Source organism: Microbacterium sp. GbtcB4, from assembly GCF_019091465.1.
Taxonomy (GTDB): Bacteria; Actinomycetota; Actinomycetes; order Actinomycetales; family Microbacteriaceae; genus Microbacterium; species Microbacterium paraoxydans.
In genome coordinates this window covers 1-16,382 of sequence record NZ_JAGXJJ010000003.1, presented here as the reverse complement: position 1 = coordinate 16,382, position 16,382 = coordinate 1, and the positions used below count along the sequence as shown (strand labels likewise).

15 protein-coding genes and 1 tRNA gene are annotated in these 16,382 nt (G+C 66.8%); 6 read left to right on the top strand and 10 right to left on the bottom strand.

Annotated elements, in window-relative coordinates:
- Positions 1–12: 12 nt before the first annotated feature.
- Entirely contained in the window at positions 13–1,992 is a 1,980-nt protein-coding gene (gene ligD, locus KVS71_RS05975) for a non-homologous end-joining DNA ligase (protein ID WP_083370888.1), read from the bottom strand.
- 57 nt (positions 1,993–2,049) lie between these two features.
- Here ligD and KVS71_RS05970 point away from each other — a divergent pair, with 57 nt between their 5' ends.
- Positions 2,050–2,862 carry a Ku protein gene (locus KVS71_RS05970; RefSeq protein WP_060923079.1) on the top strand — a complete coding sequence of 271 codons (813 nt, stop codon included), beginning with the start codon at positions 2,050–2,052 and terminating at the stop codon, positions 2,860–2,862.
- 12 nt (positions 2,863–2,874) lie between these two features.
- Here the strand turns inward: KVS71_RS05970 and KVS71_RS05965 are convergent, their stop codons facing one another.
- The 6 genes from KVS71_RS05965 to KVS71_RS05940 all read right to left on the bottom strand — a co-directional run bounded on the left by KVS71_RS05965 (position 2,875) and on the right by KVS71_RS05940 (position 6,568).
- Entirely contained in the window at positions 2,875–3,639 is a 765-nt protein-coding gene (locus KVS71_RS05965; RefSeq protein ID WP_060923080.1) for a DedA family protein, read from the bottom strand.
- Between the two features lie 78 nt (positions 3,640–3,717).
- Positions 3,718–3,799 (bottom strand) — tRNA-Leu (locus tag KVS71_RS05960).
- Between the two features lie 67 nt (positions 3,800–3,866).
- The gene (locus tag KVS71_RS05955) at positions 3,867–4,448 is read right to left on the bottom strand and encodes a hypothetical protein (RefSeq protein ID WP_217584125.1); all 582 of its coding nucleotides are present in this window, start codon (positions 4,446–4,448) and stop codon (positions 3,867–3,869) included.
- A complete protein-coding gene (locus KVS71_RS05950; RefSeq protein ID WP_217584124.1) occupies positions 4,445–5,287 on the bottom strand; it encodes an endonuclease/exonuclease/phosphatase family protein in 843 nt (280 codons plus the stop codon). Before KVS71_RS05950 ends, KVS71_RS05955 begins: the two co-directional genes overlap by 4 nt.
- Positions 5,284–6,081 (bottom strand): glycosyltransferase family 2 protein, encoded by a 798-nt coding sequence (locus KVS71_RS05945; protein WP_217584123.1) that lies wholly within the window; start codon positions 6,079–6,081, stop codon positions 5,284–5,286. The genes KVS71_RS05950 and KVS71_RS05945 overlap by 4 nt, the downstream gene beginning before the upstream one ends.
- Before the next feature lie 94 nt (positions 6,082–6,175).
- Positions 6,176–6,568, bottom strand: coding sequence for a hypothetical protein (locus tag KVS71_RS05940; protein WP_217584122.1), 393 nt, complete (start codon positions 6,566–6,568; stop codon positions 6,176–6,178).
- Positions 6,569–6,669: 101 nt separating this feature from the next.
- Between KVS71_RS05940 and KVS71_RS05935 the strand changes: the two genes are divergently transcribed.
- The 4 genes from KVS71_RS05935 (at position 6,670) to KVS71_RS05920 (ending at position 11,124) form a co-directional block, all read left to right on the top strand.
- Positions 6,670–7,455 carry an ATPase, T2SS/T4P/T4SS family gene (locus KVS71_RS05935; protein WP_217584121.1) on the top strand — a complete coding sequence of 262 codons (786 nt, stop codon included), beginning with the start codon at positions 6,670–6,672 and terminating at the stop codon, positions 7,453–7,455.
- 290 nt (positions 7,456–7,745) lie between these two features.
- A complete protein-coding gene (locus KVS71_RS05930) occupies positions 7,746–8,840 on the top strand; it encodes a tyrosine-type recombinase/integrase (protein WP_242086195.1) in 1,095 nt (364 codons plus the stop codon).
- Positions 8,837–9,163 carry a helix-turn-helix transcriptional regulator gene (locus KVS71_RS05925; RefSeq protein WP_061683557.1) on the top strand — a complete coding sequence of 109 codons (327 nt, stop codon included), beginning with the start codon at positions 8,837–8,839 and terminating at the stop codon, positions 9,161–9,163. Before KVS71_RS05930 ends, KVS71_RS05925 begins: the two co-directional genes overlap by 4 nt.
- On the top strand, positions 9,160–11,124 hold the full coding sequence (locus tag KVS71_RS05920; RefSeq protein ID WP_217584120.1) for a hypothetical protein: 1,965 nt from the start codon (positions 9,160–9,162) through the stop codon (positions 11,122–11,124). Before KVS71_RS05925 ends, KVS71_RS05920 begins: the two co-directional genes overlap by 4 nt.
- A 149-nt stretch (positions 11,125–11,273) precedes the next feature.
- Here KVS71_RS05920 and KVS71_RS05915 read toward each other — a convergent pair whose 3' ends face one another.
- The 3 genes from KVS71_RS05915 to KVS71_RS05905 form a co-directional block, all read right to left on the bottom strand.
- Entirely contained in the window at positions 11,274–14,009 is a 2,736-nt protein-coding gene (locus KVS71_RS05915) for an NACHT domain-containing NTPase (protein WP_217584119.1), read from the bottom strand.
- Between the two features lie 430 nt (positions 14,010–14,439).
- A complete protein-coding gene (locus tag KVS71_RS05910; RefSeq protein WP_217584118.1) occupies positions 14,440–15,237 on the bottom strand; it encodes a metallophosphoesterase in 798 nt (265 codons plus the stop codon).
- 79 nt (positions 15,238–15,316) lie between these two features.
- Positions 15,317–15,778 (bottom strand): zinc ABC transporter ATPase, encoded by a 462-nt coding sequence (locus KVS71_RS05905; RefSeq protein WP_217584117.1) that lies wholly within the window; start codon positions 15,776–15,778, stop codon positions 15,317–15,319.
- A 161-nt stretch (positions 15,779–15,939) separates the two neighbouring features.
- On the opposite strand from KVS71_RS05905, the gene KVS71_RS05900 reads away from it, so the two are divergent.
- Positions 15,940–16,278, top strand: a complete 339-nt coding sequence (locus KVS71_RS05900; protein WP_231860830.1) for a helix-turn-helix transcriptional regulator — start codon at positions 15,940–15,942, stop codon at positions 16,276–16,278.
- Positions 16,279–16,382: the final 104 nt, after the last annotated feature.

Below are 16,382 nucleotides of genomic sequence, written 5' to 3'. Positions count from 1 at the left end.
GCGGCGTGTGCGTCACGCCTCGACGGTGATCTCGTCGACGGTCTTATCGGGACGCAGACCACGCCAGCGGGCGTGACGGAGGATGCCGTCCGGCGTCCAGTTCGCGAACTCCACCTCGCCCACGAGTTCTGGACGCACCCACAGGGCGTCGGAGGCATCGGGTCGGGGGACGCCGTCGAGCGGTGCGCGCGGCACCCGCAGCGGCTCCAGGCGGGCGAGGAGGTCGCGGAGGATCCGGTCGGTGAATCCGGTGCCCACGCGGCCGATGTAGCGGAGGTCGCCGCCCTCCGGGACCGCGAGGAGGAGAGAGCCGAGAGTGCCCTCCCGCTCGCCCTTCCCCGGGCGGATGCCGACGATCACCGCCTCCTGCATGCGGGTGTTCTTGAGCTTGAGCCAGGAGGGCGAGCGCTGGCCGGCGCGATACCGTGACGCCGGATCCTTGACGACGACGCCTTCCAGCCCGAACTCCTCGCTCGCGGCCAGCGCCGCGTCCACGTCGTCGAAGACGGGTGGGACCTGGATGGGCGCGTCGACCCCCGCCACGATGTCGTCCAGGAGCGTGCGGCGCTCGCGGAGCGGCATCCCGGTGAGATCATGCCCGTCGAGGCGGAGCAGGTCGAACAGCATGTACACGACCGGTGTGCGCACCACCTCGCGCTCGATCTCCCGGGGCCGGGTGAGGTGCATGCGGTTCTGCAGCAGGGAGAAGCTCGGCCGGGCTGCGCTGTCGAAGGCGACGATCTCCCCGTCGACGATCGCCTCGTCGACCGGGAGGAACGGGGCGCCGTCGGCCGTCAGCTCGGGATAGCGCGCGGTGATGTCGGTGCCGCGACGGGCGTGCAGCGACATGTGCCCGTCGCGCCAGGTGCCGATCGCACGGATGCCGTCCCACTTCACCTCCACCCAGGACGGGGTGCTGAGGTTTCGAGCGATCGCGGGGGTGCCGTTCTCGGCGAGCATCGGGGAGAGGGAGGGGAGGGTGGTCGCGGCGGGGGACGGTGCGGGTGCGGCGAGCGGCCGTCCGCGGCGGGCGGGGGCGACGGCCGCCGCCCGGATCGCGGGAGCCGGGGTCGAGGCGGGCGCGTTCGCGGCCAGTGCCGGAGCGTCGGGGCGGAGCGACGAGAGGGGGTCGAATCCGGCAGCCGCGCGTGCGAGCACGTCGTCCAGCTCGAGGTGTGCGAGCCCCGGGTCATCGAGCTCCTCCCACGTGCGCGGCGCCGCGACGCCGGGGCGGGCGCGCCCCCGCAGGGAGTACGGGGAGATCGTCGTCTTCTTGCCGTTGTTCTGGCTCCAGTCGAGGAACACCTTGCCTCCGCGCACGGCCTTGGACATGACGCTCGTCGCGAGGTCCGGGTGGTCGTTCTCGATGATGCGCGCCAGCTCTTTGACGACGGCGGAGACCTCGGCGCTGGTCTGCTCGCCGGGCAGGGACGCGTAGAGATGGATGCCCTTGCTGCCGCTCGTCACGGGCAGGGGGTCGAGGCCCATGCCGGTGAGGAGCGTCCTGGCGATCCGGGCGACCTCGGCGCACTGCGCGAGGTCGGCGCCGGGTCCGGGGTCCAGGTCGAGCACGAGACGGTCGGGGCGACCGGGCAGACCCTCCGGGGTGAACCGCCACTGCGGCACGTGCAGCTCGATCGCCGCGACCTGCGCGAGCCAGACCAATGTGGGCACGTCCTCCACCAGCGGATACGCCTTGGGGCCGTCGGAGTGCTGGATGTCCTGCCGCGGGATCCAGTCCGGAGCCCCGGGCTCGAGCTGCTTCGTGAAGAAGGAGTCCTCGGGAGCCGCGGCGGTGCCGACGCCCTCGACCCAGCGCTTGCGGGTGACCGGGCGGCCGTCGAGGAGTGGCAGGAGCAGGGGCGCGATGGCGGTGTAGTAGGCGATGACCTCGCCCTTGGTCGTGCCCGTCTCCGGATAGACGACCTTGTCGAGGTTGGTCACGCGCAGTCGTCGGCCGTCGACCTGTACGACCTGCGCCTCTCCCACCATGGAGCCAGCGTAGTCAAGGGGTGGTCGTGACGGGTGGGGCTGGTGTCTACTGGTGTGATGAGGACGATCTGGAAGGGCGCCCTGACGTTCGGGCTGGTGAACGTGCCGGTCAAGGTGTACTCCGCGACCGAGGATCACGACGTGCCGCTGCATCAGGTGCACGACAAGGACGGCGGCCGCATCCGCTACCAGCGGACGTGCGAGGTGTGCGGCGAGACGGTCGCGTACTCTGACATCGACCGCGCCTACGTCGACGACGGCCAGACGGTCGTGCTCACCAAGGACGACCTCGCCGCGCTGCCGGCGGAGAAGAGCCGCGAGATCGACGTCGTGGAGTTCGTGCCCTCCGACCAGGTCGATCCGCTCACCCTCGACAAGCCGTACTACCTGGAGCCCGACTCGAAGTCGCCCAAGGCGTACGTGCTGCTGCGCAAGACCCTGGAGCAGACCGATCGCACCGCGATCGTGCGGTTCACGCTGCGCCAGAAGACCCGGCTCGCCGCGCTGCGTGTGCGGGGCAAGGTGCTCGTGCTCCAGACGCTGCTGTGGTCGGACGAGGTCCGGGAGGCGGAGTTCCCGTCCCTCGACGAGGACGTGCGGATCTCGAAGAAGGAGCTGGAGCTGTCGTCCTCCCTCGTGGACAGCTACTCGGCCGACTTCGATCCCGAGGAGTTCGTCGACGAGTACCAGAAGGAGCTCCGCACCCTCATCGACGCGAAGATCGAGGCCGGCGAGACCTTCGATGTGGCCGAGACGTTCGGTGGCGACGCCGAGAAGGCGGCCGACGGCGGCGAGGTCATCGACCTGATGGAGGCGCTGCGCGCGAGCGTGGCCCGCTCCAAGGAGAAGCGCTCGAAGAACGCGGGCTGATCCGCGACGAGGTCAGTGCTTTCCGTCGCCGTCGAGGTCGGGGGCCCGGTCGAACACGTCGGCGTCGAGGACGAGCTCCTCCGCCTCCGCATGGTCGGTCACGACGTCTTCGCCCGCGGCCGCGGCCTTCTTCGCCTTGTGACGCTCGGTGAGGTAGTGCCACAGGGTGACGATCGCCGTACCGCCGACGGCGATGAGCAGGATGATGTCGATGTACTCGACGACGAGGTGCCGGATCCAGGGGATGTAGGCGATGAGGTACCCGACCATCGTGAGCCCGAAGCCCCAGATCATCGCTCCGATGAAGTTGTAGAGCGAGTAGCGCCGCCACGGCATGTGGCCCACCCCGGCCGCGACCGGAGCGAACGTGCGCACGATCGGCACGAAGCGGGCCAGGATCACGGTGAGGCCGCCGAAGCGCTCGAAGAACGCGTTGGTGCGCTCGACGTTCTTCTTGCTGAACAGGCCGGATTCCTTGCGTTCGAACACCGCGGGACCGCCCTTGTGTCCGATGACGTAGCCGACCTCGCCGCCGATGAACGCCGAGAGCGCGATGAGCAGCGAGACGACCCAGATGTTCACGCCGAAGACGTTGCTCGTGTGGGTCAGCAGGCCCGCGATGATGAGCAGCGTGTCACCGGGCAGGAGGAAGCCGACCAGCAGACCGGTCTCGGCGAAGATTATGAAGCAGACCACGAGGAGCGCCCACGGACCCGCCGCCCCGATGATCGTCTGCGGATCGAGCCACGGGATGAGCGCGGTGGGGGCGTGCAGCATGCTTTCGAGCACTGGCGGGATTCCCGTCGGTCGTGAGGTGTCGGCGGTGGAGCGATGCGGGCGCCGAAGCACCCGTCGTGCGGAAGGTGGGACTTGAACCCACACGCCCTGGGGCACAGGAACCTAAATCCTGCGTGTCTGCCAATTCCACCACTCCCGCGCGGTGGCTTCAGTCTACTGACCCGCGCGCTGTTCGACCCTGGGGATCGTCCCGCAGTTCCGCGCCGTCACGCGGGGCGATGACGCTCCAGCCGGACGACGGCGACGAGGATTCCCGCCGCGAGCGCACCGAGGCCGCCCATCGCCATGTCGCCGATCGTGTCCTCGTAGGTGACGAAGATCTCGTCGGTGACGAAGGTGCGTCCCGCCCACTCGATCATCTCCCACACAGCGCTGGCAGCGAGCCCGATCACGGTGCAGAGGATGATCGGGATGCGGGGGCGGAACGCCGGCGACTCCTGCGCGGTGACGATGCCGAGGCGGGAGAGCACGAGGTAGCCGGTGGCGGCGAGGGCGCCTGTGCAGACGAAGTGCACGACGAGGTCCCACCCGGTGAGCGTGCGGTACAGGTCGAACACGTTGCTCGCGGCGGCGATGAGCACGATCAGGCCGATCGCGAGGTCGATGCCGCCGCGCATCCCGAGGACACGGGGGAGCATGAGGGCGGGGAGGGCGAGCGCGAGGATGCCGGCGTCGGTCGGGGTGGACCAGATCGCCGCGACGAGGACGCTGAGGATGCCGATCACGCGGACGGCGTCGGCGCCGTACTCCGCCACGGACTGCGGTGGGCGGAGGAAGTCCTCCTTCATGCGGGCTCCTCGGGTGCGACGGCGGGGGCGAGATCGAACAGGGCGTGCACGGGGAGATGATCGGACGGCCAGCCCCCTCCATACTGGCGGGCGTCGATGCCCACCCGGCGCACGGGTAGCGCGGGGGAGGCGAGGACGCCGTCGATGCGGCGTCCGCGGCGCGGCGACCGGTAGCCGGCGAACGTGCTCCAGGCGGGTGTGCGGCGGGTCACAGCGGCCGTCCACGAATCGCGGAGGACGTCGTCGGCCTCCAGGGCGCGCCACGGTGCCGAGCCCGCGGCGGCGTTGACGTCCGCGAGGAGGATGACGGGTGTCGCGGAGGCGGCGGCGAGGTCGTGCACCGCCTGCGCCTGACGGAGCCGAGCCCACGGCGAGAAGGCGTCGAGGTGGGTGTTGAGCAGGGTGACGGGAGCGCCCGTGCGGCGGTCGCGGAAGGACGCCTCCACCGCCAGCCGCGGCGCGACGCTCAGCCAGGAGCGGGAACCGGGGCGATCGGGGGTGCGGGAGAGCGCGACCTGTCGCCAGGTGCGCAGCTCCAGCCGGTCGGCGTCGTAGAAGAGCGGACAGCCCTCGCCGCGGGGTCCCGGGAGGCGGCCGTGGCCGACACGGCGGAACGACGGGCCGAGCGCGGCGGAGATGGCGGCAGCCTGCTCGGGGAGGGCTTCCTGCACACCGAGGACGTCCGGCCGCTCCGTGCGCAGGAGCGTGGTGAGCCGGGGACGTCGAACCGACCAGCGGTCGGCGGGTGGCCAGGCGAGCGCGCCGAGATCGCGGCGGATGTTGAGGGTCATGACGTGCAGCTCGTTGGCAGACGGTGTTCCGAGGAGCGGGGTGGTCATCGGCGGGCTCCGGGCGCGGGGACGCCGAGCCGGTGCAGTACCCGGCGCAGGGCGAGCCGCACCCAGCGCACGGGCGGGAAGTCCTCCGGCCAGTGCACGAGGACGGTGCGGGCGCCGATCCAGGCCCGGCGCGCGAACGAGCGGCCGCTGCCGAACGGCCGCATGGAGATGCCCATGTCGGTGTGCAGGAGCCAGCGGATGCGGTGGCGCTCGCCGACGTGGAAGGCGAGGTCGAGGTCGTCGTGGAGGTCGGCGTCGTCGCGGTGCACGCGTTCTCGGACCGCAAGCCAGGCCGAGCGGCGGAGGGCGAGATTCGACCCGAACAGCGGCGCGTGGCCCAGGGCGGAGCCGCACACGATGACGTAGGACAGCAGGTAGGCCACCGCGAGGGGCCGCCGCAGGAACCGGGGGCCGTCGACGAAATGCGCACCGCCGGTCCAGGCGCCGACCCGCGGATCCCGCATGCACGCGGTCGCCATCGTCTCGATCCATCGGGGCCCCGGCACGCCGTCCGCGTCGAGTCGCAGGATCACGTCGCCCGTCGCTGCGTCGTACCCGGTCGCGCTCGCTGCAGGGATGCCCGGGGCGTCGCACCGCACGACCCGTGCGCCGTGCTGGACAGCCACAGCGGCCGACTCATCGGTCGAGGCGTTGTCCACGACGATGATCTCGTCGGGCGGAAGCGTCTGTCGGGCGAGGGCGCGGAGACACCGCTGCAGTTCCGTCGCGTCGTCCTTGACCGGGATGACCACGCTCAGGGTCGGTTCGGGGGCGGCTGGTGTGGCGCGGTGCACGTCGTCTCCTCGCAGGTCTGCTCCTCAGCCTAGGGAGCGCGACGACGGGGGACGTACCGGTTGACACCGGGGCGGGCGGGTCGATACGGAGGCGTCAGGAGGAGCCTTGGATGCAGACGGCCTGCCCCTCGACGAACGTATCGATCGCGGTCCGGCGGAGTTCCTGTTCGCGGTCGGGGTCCGCGTCGTCGCCGTTCTGGACGCCGACGCGGTAGTCGTGGAGCGCGCGCAGATCGTCGCTCACTGCGGTCGCAGCCTCCTGCACCTCGCCGTCGACGTCGAGATCGGCGTACTCGTCCGCGAGCTCCTTCAGGCGCTCGGTCTGCTCCGGGCTCGGCGTGCCGCCGACCGTGTCCTGGGCGAAGAAGGCCTCGAGCTCCGTGTCGACGGCGGCCACACTCTGGCACTGCAGGAGATCGGCGCCCCCGGTGCAGCCGGACAGGAGGAGAACGCCGAGGAGGCCGCACGAGACAGTGAACCGCTTCATGCCTGCACGCTACCCGGTGCCAGAGCGTTCCCGTTCGGAGGCCGCGCACGGGGTGTGGATAACTCCGCGGGCCGGGAGCGGATCGTTGCGAGGATGCAGGGATGGAGCAGCCCGCGTCGATCATCGCCGACCTTGTGCGGCGTCGGCTGCGGTCCGAGGGGGTGGATCCGGCGACCGACCCGGAGCGGGCGCGGGAGGTCGCCCGGGCGGAGGTGCGGCGTCACGATGATCGGGCGCTCGCGCGGGGCGGCGTGCTGGTCGAGGACGAGGCGGCGTGCGTGCGGGACGTGCTGGCGGCGGTGAGCGGCTTCGGTGCTCTGCAGCCGCTGCTCGACGACCCCGGCATCGAGGAGGTGTGGGTCAACGGCGACGGGGCCGTGCACACGGCGCGGGGTGGGGTGGCGGAGCGGACGGCGCTGTGGTTGGACGAGGCGACGGTGCGGGACCTGGTGGAGAGGATGCTGCAGGCGACGGGACGGCGCGTGGACATCGGGCAGCCCTTCGTCGATGCCTCGCTGCCGGACGGCTCGCGGCTGCATGTCGCGATCGCCGATGTCGTGCGCGGGTCGTGGGCGGTCAACATCCGCAAGTTCCTTCCCGGGTACCGCTCGCTCGATGCGCTAGTGATGCAGGGCGCGCTGACCCCCGAGGCCGCGCGGGCCCTCGGTGAGGCGATGCGGACGGGCGCGTCCGTGATCGTGTCGGGGGCGACCCACGCGGGGAAGACGACGATGCTCGGGGCGCTGCTCGCTGCCTGCGCGGCGGACCAGCGGATCATCACGGTGGAGGAGACTTTCGAGCTCGCGGTGGACGGCCCGGATGTGGTCGCGCTGCAGGGGCGTCAGCCGAGCCTCGAGGGCACAAGTGCGCACTGTTGCATCAGATGACTCTGCGGAGATTGCGGGCGGTGAGGGATCACCATGCACTGCTGACGACTGTGATCCTGTCGCGTGTGCCGTTGTTGGGGCAAGCTTCCGGGTTTCGATGGGCCTGCGTCACCTTAACCTTCGACTTCTGGGCGGGGGGCTCTTGGCTGATCAGCAGCTGATTTGGTCGCGTTCCGCATCGTCGTCGAACATCTCGTGACCGTCGCCGATCGCGATTAGAGAACGATGCATTAAACGCCCTTGTGTTAGGCTCATAGCCATCTTTGTTGGGATAGATGCATCGAGGTGAAATGAGGCGCACACTCCGCGGTGTTGCACCGGTGATCCCGCTGGACCCGGCGAAGATGATGTTCGACCAGATGCTCGAGGGGTTCGCACTGTCGATGCGGTCACGAGGATTGGCGCCGTCGACCATCCAGTCGCGGGTCTCGATCGCGGGCAGATTTCAGCAATTCACAGGCGAGTACCCGTGGGAGTGGACGGAGAGAGATGTCGAGGACTACACATCGTCACTTCTCTCGGGTGGAACCCAGCTCGCCCACTCAACGATCCGTGGGTATCACCTCGGGTTGCGCTGGTTCTGCGGGTATCTCTCGAACCCCGCCTATGACTGGCATGACCTGTGCATCGAACGGTTCGGCACGGCTCCTGGCCAGATCTGCCACGACTGGAACACATACGCGCATCTGTCCGAGTTCGAGGCGAAGCCCGGCCGTCGCCCACTCGATTACGACGAACTCGAAGCCTTCTTCGCCCGCGCTGACGAGATCGCCGTCAGCCTGCTCAGATCCGGACGGAAGGGTGCTCTACCCGCGCTACGCGACTCGCAGTTCTTCAAGACCATCTACGCGTTCGGCCTACGTCGACGGGAGGCGGTGATGCTGGATCTGCACGACCTACGCCCCAACCCCGAAGTTCCGCACTGGGGAAGCTATGGCAAGATCCACGTGCGGTTCGGGAAGGCGCTTCCAGGCTCCCCACCTCGACGACGAACCATACTCGCCGTGCCGGAGTTCGAGTGGGCGATCGATGGACTCAAAGTGTGGGTGGAGCAGCTTCGTCCTCGAATGAAGGCGGTCGATACACGAGCGCTCTGGCTCACCGAGCGAGGAAGCCGAGTCGCGTATCGGCATGCGAATCAACGCTTCGCCCTCATCCGCGACGATCTCGGGCTCGACAAGACCCTCACTCTTCACAGTCTCCGTCACTCCTACGTCACTCACCTCATCGAGTTCGGATACGCGGAGCGATTCGTCCAAGAGCAGGTTGGACACAATGCATCTTCGACGACGGCCATCTACACGTCGGTCAGCGACGACTTCAAGAACCGCATGTTGCAGGAGGCGCTCAGCAGGGTGCACGGACAGAAGGAGGAATCGGCATGACCCGCAAAGTCGAGTGGAACCTGAGAAAGCTCCTCGCGCTCCACGACATCTACAAGACCACCGAGCTCGTCCCGCTGCTCGCCTCCCGCGGCGTGAAGCTATCCCGAGAACAGGTGTATCGGCTGGTCACCAGCACTCCCCAGCGCCTGAATCTTGAGGTCCTCGACGCGCTCTGCGACATCCTCGACTGCACCCCCAACGATCTCATCTCGTTCAGCGCCGCGACCGCCACCGCTGCGAAGGAGGCAACTACGGGGCGACCGGTGACTGACGGTGCAATAGGGCCCGTCCCCGCCCGCATCGTGCGCCCAAACCAGCAATGAGCAGCACCACCTCCCTTGCCGACATCGCCGCCCTGTTAGTCAGCGACGGGGAACCGTGGAAGACGATCGGCAAGGCGGGTGTCGCCGAGATGCTCGGTTTAGTCGTAGAAACGCCGACCGCCCGGGCCTGGCTCATCCAATACCTGCAAACCTCGCCCAACTACGCGCACAACGGCGATCAGCAGATGAGTCGTTCCGCGCAGCGGCTTCTCCGACTCGCCCGCGCACAAGGGCACGATGTTGTCGTGCCGGCCTGCACACACTGTGATCGAGATCTGCTGCTCGGAGCCAATCACCCCGACGGCTCACGATGTTGTCACGGGTGCTATACCAAGGCGACACCGAAGATCTGCGGCCGATGCCACCTCCCTAAGATCATTCGACGCAGACTCGAAGACGGCTCGGCCGTGTGCGGGACGTGCTGGAGGAAGGATCCCGCCAACTACCGGCTCTGCACGATCTGCGATCGGATGCAGCCAGCGCACAAGCGAGTCGACGGCCATAGCGTCTGCGAGAACTGCGCGGATGGACGCAGCGGGCGATGTGTCCACTGCCACAAGACCACGACCATCGCCGTCTCCTTCCTCGGAGGAGACACCTGCGAGTCGTGCTACCGGCACGCCAAGTCCACGAAGAAGAAGTGCCCCACCTGCTACACGAGTGCTCTGCTCGTCGCGGTGGACGAAGCCGGCAACCTGGTTTGCAGCACATGCGCCGGAACCCCACCCCGATACGCATGCCCACGTTGTGGCAACGAAGAGCCACGGTACGGCCGCATCTGCCATCGCTGCCACGCAACCGACTGCGTCAATGACCTCTTTGCCGAAGGAACCGCGCGAACGCGCTCGCTCCTCGCACCCCTGCAAGTGCGGCTACTCGATCACCCTGAACCCCAATCGATGGCGAAGTGGACCAAGCGAAGCCGCACCGCAGCCCTGCTCCGGCAGATGCTGCGTGAGGAGATCCCGATCAGCCACACTGCACTCGATGATCATCCAGCCTTCCAGCCTGCCAACCTACTCCGGCACTCGCTTACAGACGTCGGCATCCTCAAGCCGCGCGATGAAGGTGGAGTCCGGTTCGAGCGATGGCTCGACGCCTTCCTCAGCGACCGGCCCGACTCTGTCGCGCGACACCTCACACCGTTCTGCCGATGGGAAGTCACCGCACGCACCCGCCAGCTCATCAGGCAAAAGGGGATCACGGACGGGTCCTACATGCGGGCGCGACTGATCTGCCGCACAGCAGAGAGATTCCTCAACCACCTCGACCAGAACGGCATCGATCTCGGGACAGCGCCGCAGAGCGTCGTCGAGCAGTACCTCGACGACAACCCAAAGGAAGCCTCCTCCCTGCGAAACTTTCTCCGCTGGGCCGCGCGGACGGGCCGCGCAAGACGGCTCCGACCCATCAAGCATCCCAGCGGTCTCAAAGCGACCAGCTACCCACCAGACGAACACAAGAAGTGGCTCCAGAGACTGAGCACCGACGAGTCGCTGCCGCTGATCACGCGGATCACAGGTCTCATCAGCGGCCTCTACGGTCGACCCGCTTCCCACGTATTGCGCCTCACGCGCGCGGACATCATCGATGATGGCAACACCCTTCAACTTCGGCTTGGACAGACTCCAATCACCCTGCCACCGCCACTCCCAGAGCTCATTCGAAGCCAGATCGACGCGCCCCGACGATGGGATACCGATTCCGATTGGCTCTTTCCCTCCAAGCTCAGGGCGGGTGCGCATGTCGACTACGACCGTCCCGTGACCAGCCTCGAAGCGCTCGGCTGCAGCATTGTCGCGCTCCGAGGCTCCGCAATGCTCAACCTCGCCAGCACCATGCCGATCGGTCCTCTCTGTGACCTCACAGGCGTGGCGCCAAGCGTCGCCCGACGATGGCAAATCGCAGCCGCAGCACCATACGCAAAGTACCCCGCGATGCGACAACCTGTGCGACCGTGACAAAGCGGTGAGCAGTTCCCGGAAGCGTTGCACCAACAATCGATCCGAGTCGCCCGCCGACGATGGCACCGACGAGAAGACACCCGCCCGGACAAGGTCAAGGGCTCGCACGCATTCGGGCGGCTTGGCCGGTGAGCGCAACACCCGACTTACCCGGCATACCCTTGCCCTCGAAGCGATCTAGACGCGTGTTGGCGAAGCAGAACAGTCCCATAGTGTGCCGCGTCGGGCTGACTATGGGCCATCGAGCTGATCGTGGAAGCGAGTCCTGCTCGTGCCGCGGGTTGGTCCATCGCCTGGAGGAGCGCCACCGACGCCGTTGCGCCACTGCTACTGCTGGTCGATGCGGCTTCCTCATTCAGCCGCTCGACCAGCACGAGTGCCTCGGGCACCGTGGCAGCGACTCGTGCGAGGTGTCGTGCGAGGATCTGCGCTCGTGCTCGCGTCGTCTGGCCGCCGGGCTTGATGTACTTGCGTCCTTCGGTGAGCGTGGTTCGTGCTTGTTTGGCTGCCGGCGACATGCCGCTGCTGTGCTCGCTGAGGTACTTGGTCGCGAGGTTGGAGAGGTTCTTTCTGCTGAGTTCGTGCAGCGACTCCAGCGCGATTGCGCTTTCGCGCTCGGCCTGCGATAACGCTAGATCCATAAGGTCGGCGAGTGATCGGGGCAACTCTGGAGCAGTTTCCGCGAACTGCGCCATCGCGCTCGTCAGCAGCGCGCGTCTCACGGCGGGGAACTCAGCGCCGAGATTGTCGAGATAGAGCTCACCAGCGAGTCCGGCACCGAGGGCGGTCAATGGAGTTTCTGCTGTGGTGGTGTCGTACTCGGTCACGATCTGTATGACTTCGTCTGTGAGGTGCTCGCGCCGCTTGAGAAGTCTTCCCGCGGCGAGGAGCCAGGTGTTTCGCCAGTGGCTAGACGGAATGAGCGTCTTCAGTCCGCCGAGCACGGTTGCGTCGTCGCCGTCCGTGAGGGCTCGCGCTGCCATGTACTCCTGCAGGGATCTGACCTCGAACTCATACTTGGCCGGCCTGCGTGAGACGAGCATGACGACCCGTTCGGTGGAGAGCCGAAGGAGTTTGTCCGCAATCGTCTCCGACTCAGTCTCATCGAATCCGGCCATGGTGAGACGCCTGCGGAGGATTCGACCGATTTCCGTCTTCGTCAGTACGGCGTCGGATTTGCCAGGTTGTTCGGTGCGTGCCTGCAGTTTGATGCCGGCTTGTTCGTGCAGGTGATCGATGTGTTGGCGGAGTGTCTTGAGTTCGGCGAACGCCTCGCTCTTGGCGAGCTCCCGCTCGTACACCACCTTGTAGTAGCGATCGAAGAGCTCGAACCGGTCGCTGGGAAGGTCAACGGCCTCCTCTGCAAGGGCGGTCATGATCGTCACCTGCAGGGGTGTCGTCATCAGTCTCTGCGTGACTCGTTCGTGAACAGCGGTGATGAGCCGCTCGGTGACCTGCGCGGCGAGGTCTGGGTCTTCCGACGTTCGGACGGCTGTGAGCGCTTCGGAGTAGCTCAGCGCTTCGCCTTCCGTGAACTCGAGCAACTCCAACTGTTCACACGGTAGAGCGTCGCCGAACTCTCCGCGGTACCCCTGCGGGCGAGTGGTGGCGACGACAAGAACGTCGGCGCGTTGAGCGCTGAGTTCGCTCACGAAGCTGCTGATGGCATCGATCAGCCTGCTGCGCACTTTCGCATCTGGAACCTCGTCGAGGCCGTCAAGGATGAGGCAGGCCGGCCAGCTGCTCATCCATTCCAGCAGGGCGCTCGGGTCGGTCGGGTTTCCCTCCACGAGGATTGAGTCAGCGATGTACTTGAGGAGCGAGAAGGCGCCTTCGTCTCGAGCGACCGACGTTCCTGCCTTGGCCAGCTCGACGACGATGGGCCAGCGTCGGCGCTTCGGGGCTGGGATCCCGGCGGTGGTGAGACGGTCGCGCAAGCCGTCGAAAGCGTGCTTCGCGTTGGCGCCGTATCGGGTTATGTCGGTGTCGCGGAGGAACGCTACCCGGTAAGCATGTGCAATCACCTGCGCGATGGTGCTCTTTCCTTGGCCCGGTCCTCCGATCAGGACCACACCTTGCGGGCCGGAGCCCCCAGAGCTGGACAATGCGCGATTGCCGATCGCGAGCGTTACGCGTGCAGCCATGCGTCGGCCTTCGGCCTCGTTGGCGGGCCCCGCGCGCCATACGCACGGGAGATCGATTGCAATGTCCGCCAGTCGGACCTTTGAGGTGTCGCTGTAGCCGGCGTCGCCGGTGCGAACCCATTGTCGGGTGATGAGTTCCGCGACAGCGTGACCCGCCAGCCTGTCGGCTTCAAGTGCGGTCCTCTTGGGCAGCAGAGACTCGAGTTGCACGAGGAAGTCGCCGGTCACGATCAGTTCGAGGTACCGCTGTCGTATCGAGGTGTGCTTGTCGAGCATCGTGCGGATCTCCGCGTAATCCCAGACGAACCAGCCGTCCAAACCCAGCTCGGCGGCCGAGTTGCTCATCAGAAGCTCAAACTGGTCCTTCCCTCCGCTGCCCTCCGTGCCGGAGAGCGCCACGTTCGTGGCGAAGAGGAGGTACTTCGGTGTCTTCTTGCCGAGACGCTTCTTGCCGAGCCAGCCGCGGATCTCGCCGCGCACCTCCTCGATGAACCACTTCCAGTCGGCGGTAGCTGTGGTTGGCTTCTCGTGGTGCTTCACCTGGATGACGCCGTATCCATTCCAAGAGCTCGCGCTGCCCACAGGGAAAGTGACCCGACCTTCAAAGGTTGCGTCGCGTTGACCATCCTTACCGGACCCAAACGGGCGTACACCATTGCCCAGCTCGGCCTTTGCGAGAGCTTGAAGCATGTGCTCGAACTGCTGCCAGCCCATGCGATTGAGGTCGTAGTGGCCCATCTGCTCCCTCTCTCCGGGCTGCCGCGTAGATACCGTACGAGTCCGCGACTGATCTCTCCGGAGATCATGATGCTGAGGTTGCGAGACCACGATTCGCGCCTACGGCAGTCTCTCAGTGAAGGCTCTCCGCTGGTGGTTCCCGGGACGGTGCGTCGTGACGGTAGGGATGCCGCCCTCCGCTTCGGGTGTGCGGCAGTACGTATACGATCTGACAGACCGGCGGCTGATTGTGGGATCTCATGACCAACTGTCATGCGTGAACCCGCTGACCTGAACCCCTTGCTCGACCGGATCGACGCTGGCACCGATTTGTCTCATGAGAGCCGTCACAAACTGGCCCGATTTTGATCGGGCTGCCGTTCAATCCCACAGCATCGCTTTCCCTTGACACGGCTCCGCGGTTCCGCCGGCACATGACTGCTGCTCGCGATCAACACGATTCGTCACGGCGGGGCCACTGGCGGTCCAGCGCGCCGAGGAGGTCCTCGAGCGCGATCAGCAGTTCGTTGTATCCCATCTGGTAAAACAGGGCATCGGAGTTCGAGGTCTCGCTGGCGTCAAAGTCCGCGACGAGTTGACGGGCCTCACGGATCGTGACATCGAGCCACGGCTCGACGTCCGGCAGGTTGCGGATCCAGGCGTCGATGACGGTGAAGGGGATGGGCGCGTACCCGTGGGCGTCGACGCCGACGTGGAACTGGTGGCCGATGGGGCCGTGATCGCGTGCGTGGGTGTGGCCATGCAGGAGCGGGATCCCGTCGTCCCAGCGCGGCCGGTGCGTGGTGTGCCGGTCCGACTCTTGGGAGTCGCCCTTGTAGGGGTAGTGGGAGGCGAGGATCCGGTACCCGCGCCGGGTCCCTTCGATGACCTCCGGCAGGATGGTCCACCCGGCCGCCTCGTAGAGCGGCGCGAACCTTTCGATCGCCTTCCTCGACTGCGTCGCGGGCGACACCCGGTCATGGTTTCCGGGTACCAGGTATCGGCAACCGTTCAGCTGCGCGGTGAGGCCGATCGATTCTTCGATCGGTCCGAGTGCGACATCCCCGAGATGCAGCACCACATCGGTCGGGCTGACGACCTCATTCCAACTGCGGACGAGTTCGGTGTTCATGTCGTCGACGGTGGTGAACGGGCGTTCCGCGAGCTCGCTGATCCGCGCGTGGTCGAAGTGGGTGTCCGCAGTGACGTAGTCGACCTGGTCGAAGTCGAACCACGGATACTCACTCATGGCAGGCCTCTCGCAGGTGATGGATGCTCTTGCAGAATCTAGCGATGTCTAGCGTTTCGATAGACCCGGATAGATATCGCTAGAGTTCGTCGAGATCGATCCCGAACTTCCGAGCGAGGTCGGCCAGCGGGATGTCCTCACTGTCGGTGGGCCGTTCCCGGACGATGCGGGCGATCTCCTCGTTCTCGGCTGCGTCCGCCGCTTCCGCGATCATTGCCAGTTCCTCAATCAAGGCATCAACGGGTCTCCCGACGTCGGCCGCGCGGCGCCGGATCTCTGCGGCGGCGTGGGCGAGGGTGTACATACGCTCCCACGGGTAGTCGCCGTGCCGGGCGACGGCGACGGTGTCGCGGGTGTAGCTGCGCTCATCGCCGGGGACGAGCCACCGTTCGGCGCCGTCCGAGGTGAGGAAGAAGTCGACGTAGCAGTTCCCACACGGCATCCGGTATACCCCCGGCTCGGTGGGAGCAGACTCGGCGCTGCGCGCGATCATGCCGCGGATGACCTCCTCCCAGTCGACATCGCCATCATCGTGCGTCACCGGTGCCCCTTCCAAGCAGAACAGAGAAGTGTCCTACGGAAACGCGACCGACGCAAGCCCGCCTACACGGTGCAGTCCGCGGGCACATGGCGCAACAATGAGCGTGGCGAGATTCTTCGAGCTCGTCGGGCGCAAGCAAGACACAAGCAAGGAAAGAACTGATGAGCACTCCGTTTCGGGAGCTGGAAGTCGCATCGCTCGCGGCCATGACGACAGACGAGCGCGCACGGTTCGACGCCGCGCTCGAAGAGGAAGAGGCACGGCGCGCGATGGCAGAGATGGTCTATCAGGCGCGCACGGCCGCGGGTCTCAGCCAGGCGGCACTCGCGGATCGAGTCGGCTCGAAGCAGTCCGTCATCTCCGCCATCGAGAACGGATCTCAGCAGCCCACCCTCTCCACACTTCGACGAATCGCGCGCGCCGTCGACCGCCAACTCACCATCGAACTTGCCTCCGCTGACCGACCGGCGCGCCCTGGGGCGAGCGATCACTGTCCGTGATCGCGCGAGGGGGGTGCGTCCCATATCGTGGATGCTCCTATTGCTGTCAAGCGGCCAGTGGCGGGCTGATCTGCTCCAGGATGGCGGTCGCTCGGGCCTCGAGT

Bases quoted from the DNA above. Each gene is read 5' to 3' on its own strand.
- KVS71_RS05950 (WP_217584124.1), bottom strand. From the start codon at position 5,287: ATGACCACCCCGCTCCTCGGAACACCGTCTGCCAACGAGCTGCACGTC.
- KVS71_RS05915 (WP_217584119.1), bottom strand. From the start codon at position 14,009: ATGGGCCACTACGACCTCAATCGCATGGGCTGGCAGCAGTTCGAGCAC.
- KVS71_RS05965 (WP_060923080.1), bottom strand. From the start codon at position 3,639: ATGCTGCACGCCCCCACCGCGCTCATCCCGTGGCTCGATCCGCAGACG.
- KVS71_RS05910 (WP_217584118.1), bottom strand. From the start codon at position 15,237: ATGAGTGAGTATCCGTGGTTCGACTTCGACCAGGTCGACTACGTCACT.
- KVS71_RS05925 (WP_061683557.1), top strand. From the start codon at position 8,837: ATGACCCGCAAAGTCGAGTGGAACCTGAGAAAGCTCCTCGCGCTCCAC.
- KVS71_RS05920 (WP_217584120.1), top strand. From the start codon at position 9,160: ATGAGCAGCACCACCTCCCTTGCCGACATCGCCGCCCTGTTAGTCAGC.
- KVS71_RS05940 (WP_217584122.1), bottom strand. From the start codon at position 6,568: ATGAAGCGGTTCACTGTCTCGTGCGGCCTCCTCGGCGTTCTCCTCCTG.
- KVS71_RS05900 (WP_231860830.1), top strand. From the start codon at position 15,940: ATGAGCACTCCGTTTCGGGAGCTGGAAGTCGCATCGCTCGCGGCCATG.
- KVS71_RS05970 (WP_060923079.1), top strand. From the start codon at position 2,050: ATGAGGACGATCTGGAAGGGCGCCCTGACGTTCGGGCTGGTGAACGTG.
- KVS71_RS05930 (WP_242086195.1), top strand. From the start codon at position 7,746: ATGAGGCGCACACTCCGCGGTGTTGCACCGGTGATCCCGCTGGACCCG.
- ligD (WP_083370888.1), bottom strand. From the start codon at position 1,992: ATGGTGGGAGAGGCGCAGGTCGTACAGGTCGACGGCCGACGACTGCGC.
- KVS71_RS05955 (WP_217584125.1), bottom strand. From the start codon at position 4,448: ATGAAGGAGGACTTCCTCCGCCCACCGCAGTCCGTGGCGGAGTACGGC.
- KVS71_RS05935 (WP_217584121.1), top strand. From the start codon at position 6,670: ATGGAGCAGCCCGCGTCGATCATCGCCGACCTTGTGCGGCGTCGGCTG.